The following is a 17,638-nucleotide window of genomic DNA, read 5'->3' on the forward strand; positions in this document are numbered from 1 at the left end:
AACAGCCACCGCATGCCGGTGGCTGTTGTCATTTCAGCGGCCCCACGAGATCACTTCACCCGCTGCTTCTCCAGCTTGCGGGCCAGTGTGCGCCGATGCATGCCCAGTCGCCGGGCCGTTTCCGAGATGTTGAAGTCGGTGGCCGCCAGGGTTTCGTGGATGTGTTCCCACTCCAGCGTTTTGATGGAGGTGGTGGCCCGCTCCGTCACCTCCACCTCCGCGTCCCCCTGGGCGCGTGAGAACGCCGCCTCGATGTCATCGGTGTTGGCCGGCTTGGCCAGGTAGTGGCGGGCGCCCAGCTTGATCGCTTCCACGGCCGTGGCAATGCTGGCGTAACCGGTCAGCACCACGATGACCATCGCCGCGTCATGCTCATGCAGCGTCTGCACGCAGGACAGGCCCGATCCGCCCGACGCCAGCTTCAGGTCCACCACCGCATACTCCGGCGTGTCGTCCGGCCCGCGTTCCGCCAGCAGCTGCTGCACCTGCTCGTGGGTGGACGCGCGAAGCACCGTGTAGCCGCGTCGCTCGAAAGAGCGAGTCAAAGTGCGGGCAAAGGCGTCGTCGTCCTCAACGATCAGCAGCAGGCGGTCTTCTTCATCGGCCATCATGGGCTGCATTGTCCGCGAGGCCCTGAGGCACCAGTGCGGACAGTGGTAATCGGATCTCCACCTCCGCCCCGCTGCCCTCCTCCGGGGTCAGGTTGCGCGCCTGCAGATGACCGCCGAGCGAGCGCGTCACATTCAGCGCCAGGAACAGGCCCAGGCCGCTGCCGGGTCGTCCCTTGCTGGACTGGTAGGGCTTGCCCAGACGGTCCAGCATCTCGGGCAGGAAGCCGGGGCCGCGGTCGCGCACGCGCAGCACCAACTGGTCGTCCTCGGCGAAGGCCCGCAGCAGGATGGGCAGGCCGGCCGCCGCTTCCAGCGCGTTATCCAGGATGTTGTCGATCATCTGCTTGAGACCGACATCCGAGACGATGTGCAGGTCCGGCAGGTCCGGGTCGGGCCGGTACTCGAGCCGGCCGGTCGTGCGGGTGCGTCGCCAGTGACCCACCAGGTCATCCAGGAAGGCGTGCATCGTGGTCACGGTCGGCGCTTCGCCGCGCATCTCCCCGGCGGACATGAGGATGCCGCTGACGATGGACTTGCAGCGCTGCAGCTGCACCTGCATTTCCTCGATCTCCTGGCGCAGCTCCGGATCGCCGGCAAACGGCGCCATGCGGGCCCAGTCGCCCAGGATCACCGACAGCGTGGACAGCGGCGTGCCCAGCTCATGCGCCGCGCCCGAGGCCAGCAGGCCCATGCGGACGATGTGCTCTTCCTCGGCGGCGCGCTGGCGCAGGTCGGCCAGGCGCGCATCCCGCTGGCGCAGGTTGCCGCTGATGCGGTGGATGAAGGTGACCAGCAGCGACGCATTGATCGCAAAGCAGATCAGCAAGCCGCCCACATAGTGCGGCGGCAGGGACAGGCCCGCCAGGTCCGGCAGCCGCAGCGGCTCGTGCCACTGGGTCAGCGCCAGGAAGCAGGCGGCCGTGAGCCACACCATCGGCCAGATGTATCGAGCCGGCAGCAGCACCGCGCCCACCGCGATCTGCAGCAGATAGAGAAACACGAAGGGATTGGTGACACCGCCGCTGTAGAACAGCTGGCCGCTGAGCACCGCCACATCCACCAGCAGGCCGGCAAACAGCTCGGCGTTGCTGACGCTGGGGACCCAGCGGGTGCGCACCCAGCAGGCCAGGTTGAACAGCAGCAGCACCAGCAGCAGCGTGAGCATCTCCGCCACCGGCAGGTGGATGCCCAGTGTGTAGTGCACCGACACGACGGTGGCGAACTGGCCGGCCACGGCCAGCCAGCGCAGCTGCACCATCTGCATCAGGTTGGAGCGGCCGGCCTGGCTGTCCGGCGCCAGCGCACCGGACAAGGCGGCCAGGCCCGGCAGGCCGGACAGACCCATCCAGCGGCTGGACCAGCGGCTCTCGCCGGGGTCCCGATCAGGGCGTCGGAGGGGCACGGGGGGCCTCGTCATCCTCGTCCAGCAACCCCTCACGCAGACGGCGACGCCGCTCGCGCCACAGCCAGATGCTGATGCCCGCCGTCATCGCCGCCATGGCATACCAGGTCAGCGCGTAGGACAGATGGCTGTTGGGGAACCGCACCACGGTGAGCCCGCCGCGCGGCCAGGTCTCGGTCGTCGGACTGGGGCGTGTGTCCGCTTCGTCGATGAAATAAGGTGCCAGCGGGCCTTCGAGCTTCTGCGTCCGGCCGATGGCCTCGACATCCCGCGAATACCAGCGCCCCGCTGCCGGGTCGTTCTTGCGCAGCAGGCTGCCGCCCGGCTCGGTCAGCCGCAGCAGGCCGGTGACCTCCACCTCGCCCTGCGCTTCCGTCGCCGTGCGCGACACCCGGGCCTTGTACTCCGGCGGCACGAAGCCCCGGTTCACCATCACCCAGTTGCCGTCGCGGCTGCGCAGCGGCGTGAGCACCCAGTAGCCGGTGCCCAGCACCGTGCTGGCGCCCACCAGCACCTCGCGCGAATGGTCGAAGGCGCCGTGCACGACCACCCGGCGGTACTCATCGTCCGCCTTGGTGATGCGGTCCCAGCGGTCCGCGGGCGGTGCTGCCACCGGCGGTGCCGACAGCCGTTTTTCCACCCGCGCGATGAGGTCCTGCTTCCAGGCCAGCCGCTGCACCTGCCAGGTGCCCAGCGCAATGAAGGCCACAAACAAAAGGGCCGCGCCCAGCTGCAGCGCCCGGCGGGCGATGCGGCGGCGCGGCCGTGTGACCGGAGTCAGGTCCGTCATCAGGGCATGTTACGCATGTCGTGGACGGTGGGCATCATGTTGCTGTTCAGGTGGAACATCACCCACACCGAACCGGCCAGCATGATCACCACGATGGCGACGGTGAAGATCAGCGCCAGCATGGACCAGCCGCCTTCCACCTTCGAGTTCATGTGCAGGAAGTAGACCATGTGGACCACGATCTGCACCGCGGCAAAGGCCAGCAGCACCAGCGCCATCGTGCTCGACGACTCGATGCCCTTGGTCATCACCAGCGCGAAGGGGATGGCCGTCAGGATGACCGACAGGATGAAACCGACCACGTAGCCCTTGACGGTGGCGTGGTAGCCGACGTCGTCGTCGTGATGATCGTCGTGGTGGTCGTGATGATCGTTCTTGTGCTCGCTCATGGCAGCACCCCCATCAGATAAACAAAGGTGAAGACACCGATCCAGACCACGTCCAGGAAGTGCCAGAACATCGACAGGCAGATCAGCCGGCGCTTGTTTTCCTTGGTCAGGCCCAGCTTGGCCACCTGGACCATCAGCACCACCAGCCAGATCGCACCGAAGGTGACGTGCAGGCCGTGGGTGCCCACCAGGGCGAAGAAGGACGACAGGAATGCGCTGCGCTGCGGGCCGGCGCCTTCGTGGATCAGGTGCGCGAACTCATAGAGTTCCACGCCCAGGAAGCACAGGCCCAGGATGCCGGTGATGGCCAGCCAGCCCAGCACGCCGGCCTTCTTGCCCTTGAGCATCGCGATCATCGCGAAGCCGTAGGTGATGGACGACAGCAGCAGGAAGCCGGTGTTCACGGCCACCAGCTTCAGGTCGAAGAGGTCCGCGCCCGACGGGCCGGCCGCATAACTGCGGCCCAGCACGGCGTAGGTGGCGAAGAGCACCGCGAAGATCAGGCAGTCACTCATCAGGTACAGCCAGAAACCCAGCAGGGTTCCGTGCTGCGGATGGTGATCGCCGTTGTCGTAGAACACCGGCGTGCCGGTGTTGTTCGTCAGGGTCGTTGCTTGCATGTTGAGTTGCTCGCTCGGGTTCAGGCCTGTGCGGCCAGCACACGGGTGCGGGCTTCTTCCGTGCGGGCCACTTCATCCGCGGGGATGTAGTAGTCGCGCTTGTAGTTGAAGGTATGGACGATGGCCGTGGCCACGACCGCCAGCAGGGCAATGCCGGCCACCAGCCACATGTGCCAGATCAGCGCGAAGCCCAGCAGGGTGGACAGTGCCGCGATGATCACGCCGGCGCTGGTGTTCTTGGGCATGTGGATCGACTTGAAGCCGCTCACCGGACGCTGGTGGCCGCGGGTCTTCATGTCGAACCAGGCGTCATGGTCGTGCACCACCGGGGTGAAGGCGAAGTTGTACTGCGGCGGGGGCGACGAGGTCGACCACTCCAGCGTACGGCCGTTCCACGGGTCGCCGGTCACGTCACGCAGTTGGTCGCGCTTGAGGTAGCTCACCACCAGCTGGATCAGGAAGCAGCCAATGCCGGCGGCGATCAGCAGCGCACCCAGGGCGGCGATCTGGAACCAGATCTGCAGCGACGGATCGTCGAAGTGGCTCATGCGGCGGGTCACGCCCATCAGGCCCAGCACGTACAGCGGCATGAAGGCCACGAAGAAGCCGATCTGCCAGAACCAGAACGAGCACTTGCCCCAGAACGGATCCAGCTTGTAGCCGAAGGCCTTCGGGAACCAGAAGGTGATGCCCGCCAGCAGGCCGAACAGCACGCCGCCGATGATCACGTTGTGGAAGTGGGCGATCAGGAACAGGCTGTTGTGCAGCACGAAGTCAGCCGGGGGAACGGCCAGCAGCACGCCGGTCATGCCGCCGATCACGAAGGTGACCATGAAGCCGACCGTCCAGTACATCGGCACATCGAACTTGATGCGGCCGCGGTACATGGTGAAGAGCCAGTTGAAGATCTTCGCACCGGTCGGGATCGAGATGATCATCGTGGTGATGCCGAAGAACGAGTTCACGCTGGCACCCGAGCCCATGGTGAAGAAGTGGTGCAGCCACACCAGGTACGACAGGATCGTGATCACGACCGTGGCGTAGACCATGGAGGCATAACCGAACAGCTTCTTCTGGCTGAAGGTGGAGGTGATTTCCGAGAAGATGCCGAAGGCCGGCAGCACCAGGATGTAGACCTCAGGGTGACCCCAGATCCAGATCAGGTTCACGTACATCATGGCGTTGCCGCCCAGATCGGTCGTGAAGAAGTTGGTGCCGACGTAACGGTCCAGGGTCAGCAGCGCCAGGGCGGCCGTCAGGATCGGGAACGAGGCCACGATCAGGATGTTGGAGCACAGCGAGGTCCAGGTGAAGACCGGCATCTTCATCATGGTCATGCCCGGTGCGCGCATCTTGATGATGGTCGCGATCAGGTTGATGCCCGAGAGCGTCGTGCCCACCCCCGCCACCTGCAGGGACCAGAGGTAGTAATCCACCCCCACTCCCGGACTGGCCAGGATGCCGGACAGCGGCGGATACGCCAGCCAGCCGGTGCGGGCGAATTCACCCACGAACAGCGAGAACATCACCAGGATGGCACCGCCGGCGGTCATCCAGAAGCTGAAGTTGTTCAGGAACGGGAAGGCCACGTCGCGCGCGCCGATCTGCAGCGGCACCACGTAGTTCATGAAGCCGGTGATCAGGGGCATCGCCACGAAGAAGATCATGATCACGCCGTGGGCGGTGAAGACCTGGTCGTAGTGATGCGGCGGCAGGAAGCCGACGTTGTCGCCGAAGGACAGCGCCTGCTGGGCCCGCATCATCACCGCGTCGGCAAAGCCGCGCAGCAGCATGACGATGCCCAGCACGATGTACATGATGCCGATGCGCTTGTGGTCGATGCTGGTCACCCAGTCGCGCCAGAAGGGGCCCCACAGCTTGAATTTGGTCATCAGCGCCAGCACGAACAGACCGCCCAGGGCGACCATCGCGAAGGTACCGATCAGGATCGGCTCATGGTATGGAATCGCCTCGATGCTGAGGCGTCCGAAGATGAGCTTTTGCAGGTCAATCATCTTGGATCTCGGTAATGCGTTCGGACTTTCGGTCCCGGCGGCCGTCAGTTCTGGCTACGGGTGGACGACCACTGCGCGGCGTATTGGCCGGCGTTGTCGGGCGTGCAGAGGGCGGCCACGAAAATCCGCTTCTGGTCGTTGCTCCAGGGCTTGCTGGCCAGGCCGTTGATCGCGCCCTTGCCGCCGCCGCCGGCTGCATCGATGGCCATCATCTGGCCCATGCACATCTTGCTGCCGTCCACACAACGGTTGACGATCGCATCGAACAGGCCCGGGGCCACGGAGGCGAAGCGGCGGACCGGCTCCTTCTCGCTGGGCTTTTCCAGGGTCTGGTACAGCTCGCGGTTCAGCTCGACGCCGTCGGCCTTGTTGCGGTCCACCCAGGCGGAGAACTCGTCGTTGCTCAGGCCGTGGAACTTGAAGCGCATGTGCGAGAAGCCGTCACCGCTGAAGTTGGCCGAGAAACCGTCGTACACGCCCGGCTTGTTGATGACCGCATTGAGCTGGCTCTGCATGCCGGGCATCGCGTAGATCATGCCGGACATCGCCGGCACGTAGAACGCGTTCATCACCGTGGACGAAGTGATCTTGAACAGGATCGGGCGGTCCACCGGGGCGGCCAGCTCATTGACGGTGGCAATGCCCTGTTCCGGGTAGAGGAACAGCCACTTCCAGTCGAGCGCGACCACTTCCACCACCAGCGGCTGCACGCCGGCCGGGATGGGACGCTGCGCATCCAGACGCTCCAGCGGCCGGTAGGGGTCCAGCTTGTGGGTGCTGATCCAGGTCATGGCGCCCAGGGCGATGATGATCAGCAGCGGCGCGCCCCAGATGATCAGTTCCAGCCGGGTGGAGTGATCCCACTCCGGCGAGTAGGTGGCTTCCTTGTTGGAGGCGCGGTAGCGCCAGGCAAACGTCAGCGTGAGGATGATGACCGGGACGATGATCAGCATCATCAGCAGCGTGGACGCCACGATGAGTTGCGCCTGCTGGTTGGCGATGTCACCCGAGGGTTTCATCACGACCATGTTGCAGGCCGTCAGTGGCAGGGCCAACGACAGCAGCCCGAGACGGGCCAGACTTGTTTTTAGTGATGCTTTGAGGTACATGAGATACAGCCAGCAGGCGGTTGACCATCGCCAGGGTCCGCGGAGCCCAGTGGGAGACCACTGAAGAACCACTGACTCAGGCGCCGGACATCCGGTTGTGGGCGACACGGGGGTTTACGACTAACGGGTAAACGACACTTGTCGACCGTTGCACACCGGGCGCAGATTTTGCCTCATCGACTCAAACCAACTATTGGACATTTTGTCCCAGGTAGGAGACTCATGAACAGCAACACGCTTTCAACAGTGGGACAGCCCCTCCCTCGCGGGACAGGAGTGGCCACTCAGGCCGAACAGGACGCGGTCGCCCCGGGCGATATCGCGGTGGGGGTGGTGATCGGCCGCGCCTCCGAGTATTTCGACTTCTTCGTCTATGGAATCGCCTCTGTGCTGGTGTTTCCGGCGATCTTCTTCCCTCACCTGGAACGGCTGGAAGGCACGCTCTGGTCCTTCGCGCTGCTGGCCTTGGCCTTCGTGGTGCGGCCCATCGGCACGCTGCTGGGCATGGCGCTTCAAAGGCGTTTCGACCGTGGTGTCAAGCTGACAGTAGCCCTGTTCCTGTTGGGTATATCCACCTGCGTCATCGCCGTGCTGCCGGGCTACAACGCCTGGGGCCCGGCCGCCATCCTGGCGCTGGCGCTGGCCCGGATCGGCCAGGGTCTGGCACTGGGCGGCTCCTGGGACGGGCTGCCTTCGCTGCTGGCCATCAATGCGCCGGAAGGCAAGCGCGGCTGGTACGCCATGCTGGGCCAGCTGGGCGCGCCCACCGGGTTCCTGATTGCCGCATCGCTGTTTGCCTATCTTTGGGGCAGCCTGAACGCGATCGACTTCCTGAGCTGGGGCTGGCGTTTCCCCTTCTTTGCCGCTTTCGCCCTGAACGTGGTGGCGCTGTTCGCACGCCTGCGTCTGGTGATGACGCATGAGTACGAAAAGAACCTGGAAGCGCATGAGCTGGACCCCTGCGACACCGCTCAGCTGTTCCGCGAGCAGGGCTACAACATCTTCATCGGTGCGTTTGCCGCCCTGGCCAGCTATGCGCTGTTCCACCTGGTGACGGTGTTCCCGCTGTCCTGGCTGATCCTGCATTCGGAACAGTCGGTCGGCCAGTTCCTGACCGTGCAGATCATCGGAGCGCTGCTGGCCGGGCTGGCGATGCCGATTTCCGGCCTGGTCGCCGACCGGATCGGCCGGCGCAGCACCCTGGGGACGCTGGCGATCGCCATCGGCATCTTCAGCCTGTTCACCCCGCTGCTGCTGGACAGCGGCAGCATGGGCCAGAACATCTTCATCCTGGTGGGCTTCGTGCTGCTGGGCCTGTCCTACGGCCAGGCCGCCGGTGCGGTGACGTCCAACTTCCTGCCTCACTTCCGCTACACCGGTGCGGCGCTGACCAACGACCTGGCCTGGCTGTTTGGTGCGGCTTTCGCCCCGCTGGTGGCGCTGGCGCTGTCGATCCAGTTCGGGCTGTGGGCGGTGACGGCGTATCTGCTGTCGGGCGCGGTGGTGACCTTGCTGGCGCTGCGCACCAACCGGATGCTCAAGATGAAGGACCGTGACTGATTGAAGACGGAGGACGGGCCGGCCGCTGCGCTGGCTTCGTCCCCGCCCCCCTCACCTCACGTTCAGAGGGCCGCTTGCCGACAGGCAGCGGCCCTTGTTGTTTTTGGACTGCATGCAAACACGCCGTCGCCCTTTAACGCCCATGGAATAACCCCACCATTTAGTTAGCAAGCTAACTATCTACAATGACCACCCATGAGCACTGCCAAGCCTCCCCGTTCCATGTCCCGCAATGCGCGGGAGATGGCCCTGCTGCAACTGGGCGCCAGCCTGCCCATCCTGGAGCGGGCCTACCGGGCCCGGGCCAATCAATCGGTCGCCCAGGTGGGCGTGTCGCAGACGATGGCCTGGCCGCTGGTGATGATCGGCCGCCAGGGCGACGGTCTTCGCCAGGGTGAACTGGCCGAGCTGGTGGGCATCGAAGGCCCATCACTGACCCGGACGGTGGACCAACTGGTGGAGGCCGGCCTGGTCGAGCGCCGCGAACATCCCGAGGACCGCCGCGCCCGGACCCTGCACCTGACCGACGCCGGCAGCGAGGCTTGCGAAAAGATCGAAGTCATCCTGCGCGACCTGCGCAACGAGGTGTATGCCGGTGTGGCCGATGCCGACATCGAGGCCACGCTGCGGGTGTTTGCCGTCGTGCAGGAGCGGCTGGGCTGCCCCAGCGCGCTGGTGCCGCCGCGGCGCAAGTAAGCCGGATGCGCCGCCGAGACCTCACGCCATGAGCCTGCAGTCCCCCACCGCCCTGCTGCGATTCAGCCGGAATGAATGGCTGTTTTCGGTCAAGGCCTTCGCCGCCGCCATGCTGGCCGTGTTCCTGGCCAACTGGGCCGGCCAGCCGCGACCCTTCTGGGCCATGATGACCGCTTACATCGTGGCCCATCCGCTGGCCGGCGCGGTGCGCTCCAAGGCGCTGTACCGCTTCGTCGGCACGCTGGTGGGCAGCACGGCCGCCGTGCTGCTGGTGCCGCGTTTTGCCAATGCGCCTGAATTGCTGAGCCTGACGCTGGCACTGTGGGTGGGCACTTGCCTGTGCTTGTCCCTGCGGGACCGCACGCCGCGGGCCTATGCCTTCATGCTGGCCGGCTACACCGCGGCACTGATCGGCTTCCCTTCGGTGGATGTGCCGCTGAACATCTTCGATTCGGCGGTCGCGCGCGTGGAGGAAATTGGCCTGGGCATCCTGTCGGCCACGCTGGTGCACAGCCTGGTGCTGCCCAACGGACTGGCCGGCACGGTGCTGGGGCTGCTGGACCGCACGCTGGGCGACACCCGGGCGTGGCTGTCGGACCTGACCGGCCGTCGCGACAGCGGCGCTGACCGCCGGCGTGTGGCTGGTGACATCAGCCAGTTGCGGGTGCTGAGCACCCACATCCCGTTTGACACCAGCCATCTGCGCTGGACGGCCGATGCGGTGCACGACATGCAGGACCTGGTGGCGTCGCTGACGCCGCAGCTGTCGGCGGTGGAAGACCGGCTGCGGGCGCTGGAATCGACGGAGGGCGGGATCGCGCCGGATGTCGCCGCTCTGCTGGCGAGGGTCGCGGAGTGGATCACCTTGCCGCCCGAAGAAGCGCGCGTTCAGTGGCCTGCAATCAAGGACGCACTGGACGGGTTGGGACAGCCTGCGGCTGTTGGCACGACTGCGAATGCAGCTGAGGGTTCGGATGCGAATGCCGGTGCGGATGCGGATGCGGATGCGGATGCGGATGCGGATGCGGATGCGGATGCGGATGCGGATGCGGATGCCGGTGCAGATGCGGATGCCGGTGCGGGTGCTGGCACCGCGACGCCCCTCGCTGCCGATGCATCGGTGCTCGACCAATGGCCCCGCTTGCTCCGTCTCGCGCTGGCCGAGCGCCTGGAATTGCTGCTGACCGGCTGGATGCACTGCATGCATCTGCGCGCCGACATCGACCATGGCCTGAGCGGCGCGCCCATGCCCACACGCCCGCGCCCTGCATTGACAGGCCCGCGCCTGCACATCGACCTCGGCATGGCGGCCCTGTCGGGCGCGGCAGCGGTGGTGGCCATCCTGGTCTGCTGCACCTTCTGGGTCCTGACCGGCTGGCCGATGGGCTCGGCCGCCGCCATGATGGCCGCCATCTTCTGCTGCTTCTTCGCTGGCATGGACGACCCGGTGCCGGCCATCAACGGCTTCCTGAAGTGGACCGTGCTGTCCATGCCAGTGAGTGCGCTGTATGTGCTGGTGCTGCTGCCGCTGGTGCAGGACATCTGGACGCTGGTGCTGGTGTGCGCGCCGGTCTTCCTGCTGGCCGGCTGCTTCGTGGCCCGGCCAACGACCATGGGCGCCGCGCTGCCCTTTGTGCTGGGCGTCGCCGGGACGCTGGCCATGCACGACACCTCGCAAGCCGACCTGCCCGCCTTCCTGAACTCCATGCTGGGTCAACTGGCCGGTGTGTTCGTGGCGTCGCGGGTCACGCGGCTGATGCGGTCGGTGGGCGCCGACTGGAGTGCCCGTCGCATCCAGCGGGCCACCTGGCGGGAACTGGACGAGCTGGCACGACTGCCGCGCTCGACCGCCCGCAGCCAGTCCTACCTGCTGCGCATGCTGGACCGCATCTCGCTGCTCGCGCCGCGGGTGGCCCAGGCGGGCGGATCGGTCCCCGGCGTGCCCACCGACGACGCCCTGCGCGACCTGCGGCTGGGCGCGGACCTCGTCACACTGCAGGCGCAGCGCGACCAGTGGCCGGCACTGGCGCTCAAGCCGCTGCTGGGCGGCGTGGCGGACTGGCTGTCGCAGCGCATGGCCGGGGTGCTGACGCCCCCGCCGGCGGCGCTGCTGGGGCTGATCGACGAGGCGCTGCGCCGTCTGGTGACGGTCTGCCCGTCCGGCGGGCCATGGCCCTCATCAGCGCGGGCGATGGCCAGCGCGCTGCTGGGGCTGCGCCGGAACCTGTTTCCGGAGGCGCCCGCCGCAGAGGCGCCCACTCCGGATTCCCCGGATGCCGCCGCCCCCACGGCTTGTCCGAATGGCCCGCCATCCCCGGAATTCCCGCCCCACCGCTCTGAGGAGACCCCGGCATGACCGGCGCTGTTGATCTGTTCGGCCTGTACCTGCCCTGGCTGATGCCGCTGGCCTTTGCCGCGCTGCTGCTGCTCTGGGGCGTGCGCCGTGTGCTGGCGCTGTGCGGCGCTTACCGCTGGATCTGGCATCCAGCGCTGTTCGACATGGCCTTGTACGTGCTGCTGCTGTGGGCCCTGAGCGGCCTTTCCCAGGACGCCGCGCCCACGCTGCTGCGCTTCTTCTCGCCCCTGAATTGATCTGGACCTGACCGTCATGACTTCGCTTCCCTCCTTCCTTCGCCCTCGCCGACTGGCCTCGCTGGCGGTCACCCTGCTGGTGGTGCTGCTGGCGGTGTGGGCCGCGCTGCGGCTGTGGGACCGTTATGAACTGTCCCCCTGGACGCGTGACGGTCGTGTGCGGGCCAACGTCGTGCAGATCGCGCCGGACGTGTCAGGCCTGGTGACCGCCGTGCCGGTGGCCGACAACCAGACGGTGGCGGCGGGCACGCTGCTGTTCGAAGTCGACCGTGCCCGCTTCGAGCTCGCACTGCGTCAGGCCCAGGCCCAGTTGGCTGCACAGCAGGTCGTGCTGGCCCAGGCGCGCCGCGAGGCGGATCGCAACACGGGTCTGGGCAACCTGATCTCGCAGGAAGTCCGGGAGCAGACGCGCAGCCGTGCGGAGCAGGCACGCGCCGGTGTGGCGCAGGCGCAAGTGGCGGTGGAAGCAGCGCGCTTGAATCTGGACCGCGCGCTGGTGAAGGCGCCGTCGTCCGGCACGATCACGAATTTCGACCTGCGCCAGGGGGCCTATGCCTCGGCCGGTCATCCGGTGCTGGCGCTGGTGGATGAGCATTCGCTGTATGTGGAAGGCTATTTTGAAGAGACCAAGCTGGCCCGCATCCATGTGGGCGATGCGGTGCAGGTGCTGCCGATGGGAGCGGCCCATCCGCTGAGTGGCCGTGTGGAAAGCGTGGCCGCCGGCATCGCCGACCGGGATCGCAGCACCAGCACCAACCTGCTGCCCAGCGTGAACCCGAGCTTCAACTGGGTGCGGCTGCCGCAACGCGTGCCGGTGCGGGTGAAGCTGGACCCGCTGCCAGCGGGTGAGCATCTGGTGGCCGGGCAGACCGTGACGGTGCAGGTGGTGCCAGGGTCGGCGGCGACCGGCTCGTCGGCACGGAACGCTGGAGCGGGCAGACCGGCTGCTTCTCGCCTGGCAGCCCCGCAGGCACATCGAGGAGCGCAGGCATGAGCGCCGATCGTCCCTTCCAAGCACGTCGTTCACCGGTCCAGCGCCTCGGACGCGCCACGTCGATCGTTGCCTTCGCGGCAGCCACGTTGCTCGCCGCCTGCTCCACGGCCCCCAAAGGCCCGGACTATCACGTCCCCACCGACGCCGTCGTCCAGCGCCCACAGGCCTCCGCGCCGTTCCTGGAACAGCAACGCGCCGCGAGCGAGCCGAACGGCGCGCCCTACGTGGCCGAGCCGCTGCCCGCGCACTGGTGGCGTCTGTTCCATGACGACCAGCTCGACGCCCTGGTGCAAAAGGCCTTGAGCCACAACACCGACCTGCGCCAGGCCGCGGCCCATCTGGAGCAGGTCCAGGCCCTGGAAGCGGAAGTCTCGGGCGCGGAGAAACCCAGCGTCAGCGTGAATGCGGCGCCGTATTTCGGCCATCCGTCCGGCACCTCGATGATCAAGAAGGACTATGTCCCGCCGGACACCTTCCGTTATTCGGCCAGTGTGGGCGTGTCGTATCAGCTGGACCTGTTCGGCCAGATCCGCCGCGCGGTGGAATCATCGCAGGCCAGCACCGAAGCGGCTGCTGCGGCGCTGGACCTGGTCAAGGTGAATGTCGCGGCCAGCACGGCTCGCGCCTATGCCGACGCCTGTGCGAGCGGGCAGCGGCTGGAGACCGCCCGCCACTCGGTGGAGCTGCAGCGTCAGGCGCTGGACATGACCGAGCGCCTGCAGCAGGCCGGCCGCGTCGGTGAAATGGATGCCGCGCGTGCCCGCAGCCAGCTGGAGCAATTGCAAGCCGCCCTGCCGCCGCTGCTGGCCCAGCGGCAATCGGCGCTGTATCGACTCGCAACGCTGACCGGCGACCTGCCCGAGCAATTCCCCGCAGCGCTGGCGGAGTGTCATGAACCGCCGAAGCTGACCGGCACCATTCCCGTGGGCGATGGGGCGGCATTGCTGCGGCGCCGCCCTGACATTCGCCAGGCCGAGCGCGAATTGCACGCGGCGACGGCCCGCATTGGCGTTGCGATTGCAGACCGCTATCCGAAGATCAGCCTGGGGCTCTCCGCCGGTTCGGGTCCGAACACCTTCTCCCGTTTCGGGCGTTCGGATTCACTCAGCTTCAGCCTGGGCCCGCTGATCAGCTGGACCTTGCCGAACAACGGCGTGGCCAATGCGCGCATCGCGCAGGCCGAAGCCTCGACGCGACAGAGTGCGGCCCGCTTCGACGGCGTGGTGCTCAATGCCCTTCGCGAGACCGAGACGGCGCTGAATCAATATGCCCGGGAGCTGGACCGCCGCGCGGCGCTGCAGCGTTCGCGGGATGCGGCCGCAGTGGTGGCCGACCAGGCACGGCGGCTGTATCGCGCCGGCAAGGTCGGTTATCTCGATGCGCTGGATGCAGAACGTGCGCTGGCCGCCAGCGATGCGACGCTGGCCGCCTCGGAAGCGACGCTGGTGGATGAGCAGGTGCAGCTGTTCCTGGCGCTGGGCGGAGGATGGGAACAGGACTAGGCCGCTGCCACGCGCTGAGACCCGGCCGGTCATCCCGGTCCCTCACGCGTGCCAGTCGCGTCTGCCGGTCACGCGTCCCCGTCACGCGTGACCGTGGTACCCACCCGTCAGACCTGCCCGGGCGACCGCTGCGCCGCCACCACCTGTTGCGCCAGATGCAGCCGCAACTGCTTTTCCAGCTGCGCGGACGGACGCTCCGGATCGGGGGCTCGCAGGGAGCCGACGAGGTTGCGCAGGACTTGCACCGGCGTCATCACCAGGCCCCACGGAAAGCCCCACCACCCCAGCACCAGCGAAAACGCCGCATCCCCCAGCCGTCGCTTGTTGCCGCAACGCCGGCAGCAAATGGCCGGCCGGCTGGACCATTGGGTCATGAACAGCGCCGACCACACCCGGTGGGACGTATGCACGTCCACCGGTCCCTGACCGTCGCACTTCGGGCAATTGCCCCGGTGCACCAGGGTCACGTGGTGCGCGACGTCCTGGGCGGAAAAGCTTTCGGCCGCAATGGCCAGAGCGCCATGGGTGGCGCATTTGTCGCCGCAGTAACGGCGCTCGCCAATCTGTTTGCCGCCAAAGAGGATACGGGTGTCGCAGTATGCGCAGCGGGCCATGATGGAATCTCCCTCGTCTCGTTGATCGCGGGTCCGTGAGCCCGGACCTTGGTGCACGCAGTGTGCCCCTGTGCGAGACCTCGCGTCACCGGCCATTGACCTGGCCGCGACACTGCGCAGTGTGGAATCCATCACATCGGGAAATCCGCACGAAGCCATCGCCTTCACCGCGCCCTCCCCCCGAAGGAGCGATAGGCGAAACGGCCAGCCTCGATGAGGCGGGCCCGTCCGCCAGCTCAGGGCTTCAGGCCGTCAGGCCAGCCACTCAGGGATAGCTGATCGTCAACCGATACGGCGACGTCGGGCTGGACCCGGCATAAGCCTGCACCTTGATGTAGACCGTCTGCGCTGCCGTGCCATTTTGGTAGGTCAGCGACTCGGCACTGGTGCCGCCCTCGGACCGGGCCAGACCCGCGCCGGTGCTGCTCACCACGTACAGGTCGTAATCCACACCCGCCGTCGTCGGGCCGGTCATGTCCACCCGCAGGCGCTGGTTGGCGGCCAGGGTCACCTTGAAGTAGTCCTTGTCCGAGGCCGTGCTGATGAAGCCGGTGATGGCTGTCCGATTGCCCACCGCATTGGCCGTGGCAATGGTCCCATTGGGCTCCACTTCGTCACCCGCATTGACCACATTGCTCACCGTGAAGCTCACCGCTGCCGACGTGGTGCTGTTGCCCGCCGCGTCATAGGCCTTGGCCACCAGGTTGTGGCTGCCATTGGCCAGTTGCGTCGAATCCACCGCGAGGGTGTAGGGCGCTGTCGTCTTGGTGTCCTTGAGCACACCGTCCAGCCAGAACTCGACCCGTGTCACCCCGACGTTGTCCGCCGCAGCGGCATTGAAGGTGATGGTGCCGGTGCTGCCGGAGACCGATGCAGTCACCGTCGGCGGTGTGGTGTCCCCGCCCTGCACGCCCTGGTTGACCCAGATCGGCGCGGACCACAGCACCTTGCCATCGTCCTGCGTCACCTTCGCATAGTAGAAATGCTTGCCATTGGCTGGCGTCACCGTGGCCGTGGCCGTGGTCGCCAGGCGCGACACCGTGCCATTGCGTCCTGGCACCCCTTCCCAGATCTCGGTGGACACCACCGTGCGCCCATTGGGGTTGTAGAAACCCACATTCAGGTTGAGCGCGCCGCTGTTGTCAAAGCGCTCTCCCATGATCTTGCCGTTCGCGCTGAAGATCAGTTGCGAGTTCTTGTCCAGGGTCGCAAACACACGCCGCGCCTTGAGCGCCTCCACCAGGCTCGCCTTGGTCAGCGGCGTGCCAGTGGGAATCAGCACCGCGGTCCGGTTGGTGTAGCTGGCGCCCCAGTTGGCGCAGTGGTTGTCCTGGTTGGTCGCCGGGGCCACGTGATAACCCCGCTCCAGCAGCTTCTTCCAGGCGGTTTCGTAAGAGCTGCGGGAGGTCTCGGTCTCCGTGGTGTTGGACGAGAAGGCGGACGTGTTCATCACCTCGGCCATCACCATCACCTCGTCGCCATCGGCGCTGTAGGCCATGTCGGTGCCGTTGATGATGAACTGGCCGGTGTCGTCCGGGTGATTGAACTGGCCGACCAGGCCCTGCGCCCGCATCACCGAATACAGCGTTGCGTAATCGCTCTTGGCGATGTAGCGGTCGCCGAAGAGTTCATTGCTGGCGTTGTACTCCCACGAGAACAGCTCATTGCTGTTGAAGATGTTCAGATGGCCGCCATTGCTGATGACGCCCCATTCCATGCCGTAGACCGCCAGGAAGCCCGGATTGGCTGCGCTGTAGTCCGCTGCAATCGTCAGGCCGCGTTGATACCGGGCCTTGGCCGCGGTGGCGCTGCCCGAGGTGTTGGTGCTGGAGGAGCCGTCGAAGTAATGGTTGTGGTCGGTGTTGGCGAAGAAGTCCAGACCGACATTCTTGGCATAGGGGAACGCAGCGTCCGGTCCGTAGGCACCGGTCTGGGCCGGCTGCGACGAGCTGCAGCTGCCGATGGCACCGCCGCCGTCCGAATCATTGGTCTGGCCGTGAAAGCTGCCGTAGTAGACGGTGTAGGGCCAGTTGCCCGCCCCCACCGACGCTGCCAGGCCGCGCACCCGCTGGGTGGCCTCGCCGGCGGCGCCGACAGCCAGCGGACGCAGCGTGCCCATCGCGATGCTGGGCGGCTTGCCCACCGCCAGGGCCCAGCTCTGGGTGACCGGTCCGTGGCCGCCGCTGGTGCTCAGCGCCAGCAGCTCGTCAAAGCGCGCGCTGTCCGTCTCGCCCTTGAGTGTCGTGCCGGCCGGCGCGCTCACCGCCACCAGGGTCGCGGTATAGAGGCCGTTGGTGGCGCTGTCGCCGGGGCCGGCCCAGTCGAGCTTGAGCGTGCGCACATCGCCGGCGTAGGGCTCGGTACCGCTCCAGGTCTTGACCAGCGCACCAGCGGTGTTACGCAATTCCACGCGCCAGCCCAGCAGCGTGCCCGCGGGGGCGCCGACATAGTCCAGGCTGACGGTGAAGGTGCGTGCGCCGGTGGCGTCCACGCCGTTGAACGGCACGTTCAGCGCCGCATCGAATTCGTGATGATCCGGATACTTGGCCGTGGCATCGGCGGAGAGCGCGGAGGCGCGCTCCTCGCTGGCCGCCGCGATGGTCACCGTGGTCTCGCTCGTGCGACCGCCGCCGCATGCAGCCAGGGCCAGCACCAGCAGGCTCAGGCTGCCCAGTCGGACGCCGCGGGCGATGGAGGACGACAGCGTCGGCTGCTGTGCCGGGATGTGCTTGAAGTTCATGGCA

General features: G+C 66.8%; 15 protein-coding genes. 6 read left to right on the plus strand and 9 right to left on the minus strand.

The window, feature by feature from the left end:
• Nucleotides 1-50: 50 nt before the first annotated feature.
• From DES44_RS13890 to cyoA, 7 genes are read right to left on the minus strand one after another with little or no spacing between them, the layout of a single operon-like run.
• Entirely contained in the window at nt 51-608 is a 558-nt protein-coding gene (locus DES44_RS13890; RefSeq protein WP_058934074.1) for a response regulator transcription factor, read from the minus strand.
• A complete protein-coding gene (locus tag DES44_RS13895) occupies nt 598-2,013 on the minus strand; it encodes an ATP-binding protein (RefSeq protein WP_232309938.1) in 1,416 nt (471 codons plus the stop codon). Before DES44_RS13895 ends, DES44_RS13890 begins: the two co-directional genes overlap by 11 nt.
• Nucleotides 1,994-2,803: an SURF1 family protein gene (locus tag DES44_RS13900; RefSeq protein ID WP_058934072.1), complete on the minus strand. Its 810-nt coding sequence runs from the start codon at nt 2,801-2,803 to the stop codon at nt 1,994-1,996. The genes DES44_RS13895 and DES44_RS13900 overlap by 20 nt, the downstream gene beginning before the upstream one ends.
• Complete coding sequence (gene cyoD / locus DES44_RS13905; RefSeq protein WP_058934071.1) at nt 2,803-3,192, minus strand: cytochrome o ubiquinol oxidase subunit IV; 390 nt, start codon at nt 3,190-3,192, stop codon at nt 2,803-2,805. The genes DES44_RS13900 and cyoD overlap by 1 nt, the downstream gene beginning before the upstream one ends.
• Nucleotides 3,189-3,812 carry a cytochrome o ubiquinol oxidase subunit III gene (gene cyoC, locus DES44_RS13910; RefSeq protein WP_058934070.1) on the minus strand — a complete coding sequence of 208 codons (624 nt, stop codon included), beginning with the start codon at nt 3,810-3,812 and terminating at the stop codon, nt 3,189-3,191. The genes cyoD and cyoC overlap by 4 nt, the downstream gene beginning before the upstream one ends.
• A gap of 20 nt (nt 3,813-3,832) precedes the next feature.
• Nucleotides 3,833-5,827, minus strand: a complete 1,995-nt coding sequence (gene cyoB / locus DES44_RS13915) for a cytochrome o ubiquinol oxidase subunit I (RefSeq protein ID WP_058934069.1) — start codon at nt 5,825-5,827, stop codon at nt 3,833-3,835.
• A gap of 44 nt (nt 5,828-5,871) precedes the next feature.
• Nucleotides 5,872-6,936 carry a ubiquinol oxidase subunit II gene (gene cyoA, locus DES44_RS13920; protein WP_058934068.1) on the minus strand — a complete coding sequence of 355 codons (1,065 nt, stop codon included), beginning with the start codon at nt 6,934-6,936 and terminating at the stop codon, nt 5,872-5,874.
• A gap of 222 nt (nt 6,937-7,158) precedes the next feature.
• Here cyoA and DES44_RS13925 point away from each other — a divergent pair, with 222 nt between their 5' ends.
• From DES44_RS13925 to DES44_RS13950, 6 genes are all read left to right on the plus strand, one after another.
• Complete coding sequence (locus tag DES44_RS13925; protein WP_058934067.1) at nt 7,159-8,496, plus strand: MFS transporter; 1,338 nt, start codon at nt 7,159-7,161, stop codon at nt 8,494-8,496.
• A gap of 195 nt (nt 8,497-8,691) precedes the next feature.
• Nucleotides 8,692-9,192: a MarR family winged helix-turn-helix transcriptional regulator gene (locus tag DES44_RS13930; protein WP_232309937.1), complete on the plus strand. Its 501-nt coding sequence runs from the start codon at nt 8,692-8,694 to the stop codon at nt 9,190-9,192.
• 28 nt (nt 9,193-9,220) lie between these two features.
• Nucleotides 9,221-11,548, plus strand: coding sequence for an FUSC family protein (locus DES44_RS13935; RefSeq protein ID WP_083525379.1), 2,328 nt, complete (start codon nt 9,221-9,223; stop codon nt 11,546-11,548).
• Complete coding sequence (locus DES44_RS13940) at nt 11,545-11,784, plus strand: DUF1656 domain-containing protein (RefSeq protein ID WP_058934065.1); 240 nt, start codon at nt 11,545-11,547, stop codon at nt 11,782-11,784. Before DES44_RS13935 ends, DES44_RS13940 begins: the two co-directional genes overlap by 4 nt.
• A 16-nt stretch (nt 11,785-11,800) precedes the next feature.
• Nucleotides 11,801-12,778 carry an efflux RND transporter periplasmic adaptor subunit gene (locus tag DES44_RS13945; RefSeq protein WP_058934064.1) on the plus strand — a complete coding sequence of 326 codons (978 nt, stop codon included), beginning with the start codon at nt 11,801-11,803 and terminating at the stop codon, nt 12,776-12,778.
• On the plus strand, nt 12,775-14,280 hold the full coding sequence (locus tag DES44_RS13950) for an efflux transporter outer membrane subunit (protein ID WP_083525378.1): 1,506 nt from the start codon (nt 12,775-12,777) through the stop codon (nt 14,278-14,280). The genes DES44_RS13945 and DES44_RS13950 overlap by 4 nt, the downstream gene beginning before the upstream one ends.
• A 107-nt stretch (nt 14,281-14,387) precedes the next feature.
• On the opposite strand, the gene DES44_RS13955 is transcribed toward DES44_RS13950, so the two are convergent.
• Both DES44_RS13955 and DES44_RS25095 read right to left on the minus strand, forming a co-directional pair.
• Nucleotides 14,388-14,894, minus strand: a complete 507-nt coding sequence (locus DES44_RS13955; RefSeq protein WP_058934063.1) for a hypothetical protein — start codon at nt 14,892-14,894, stop codon at nt 14,388-14,390.
• A 265-nt stretch (nt 14,895-15,159) separates the two neighbouring features.
• Nucleotides 15,160-17,634, minus strand: coding sequence for a CehA/McbA family metallohydrolase (locus tag DES44_RS25095; protein WP_058934062.1), 2,475 nt, complete (start codon nt 17,632-17,634; stop codon nt 15,160-15,162).
• Nucleotides 17,635-17,638: the final 4 nt, after the last annotated feature.

It is taken from the genome of Roseateles depolymerans, from assembly GCF_003387155.1.
In the GTDB taxonomy this organism is placed as follows: Bacteria; Pseudomonadota; Gammaproteobacteria; order Burkholderiales; family Burkholderiaceae_C; genus Roseateles; species Roseateles depolymerans.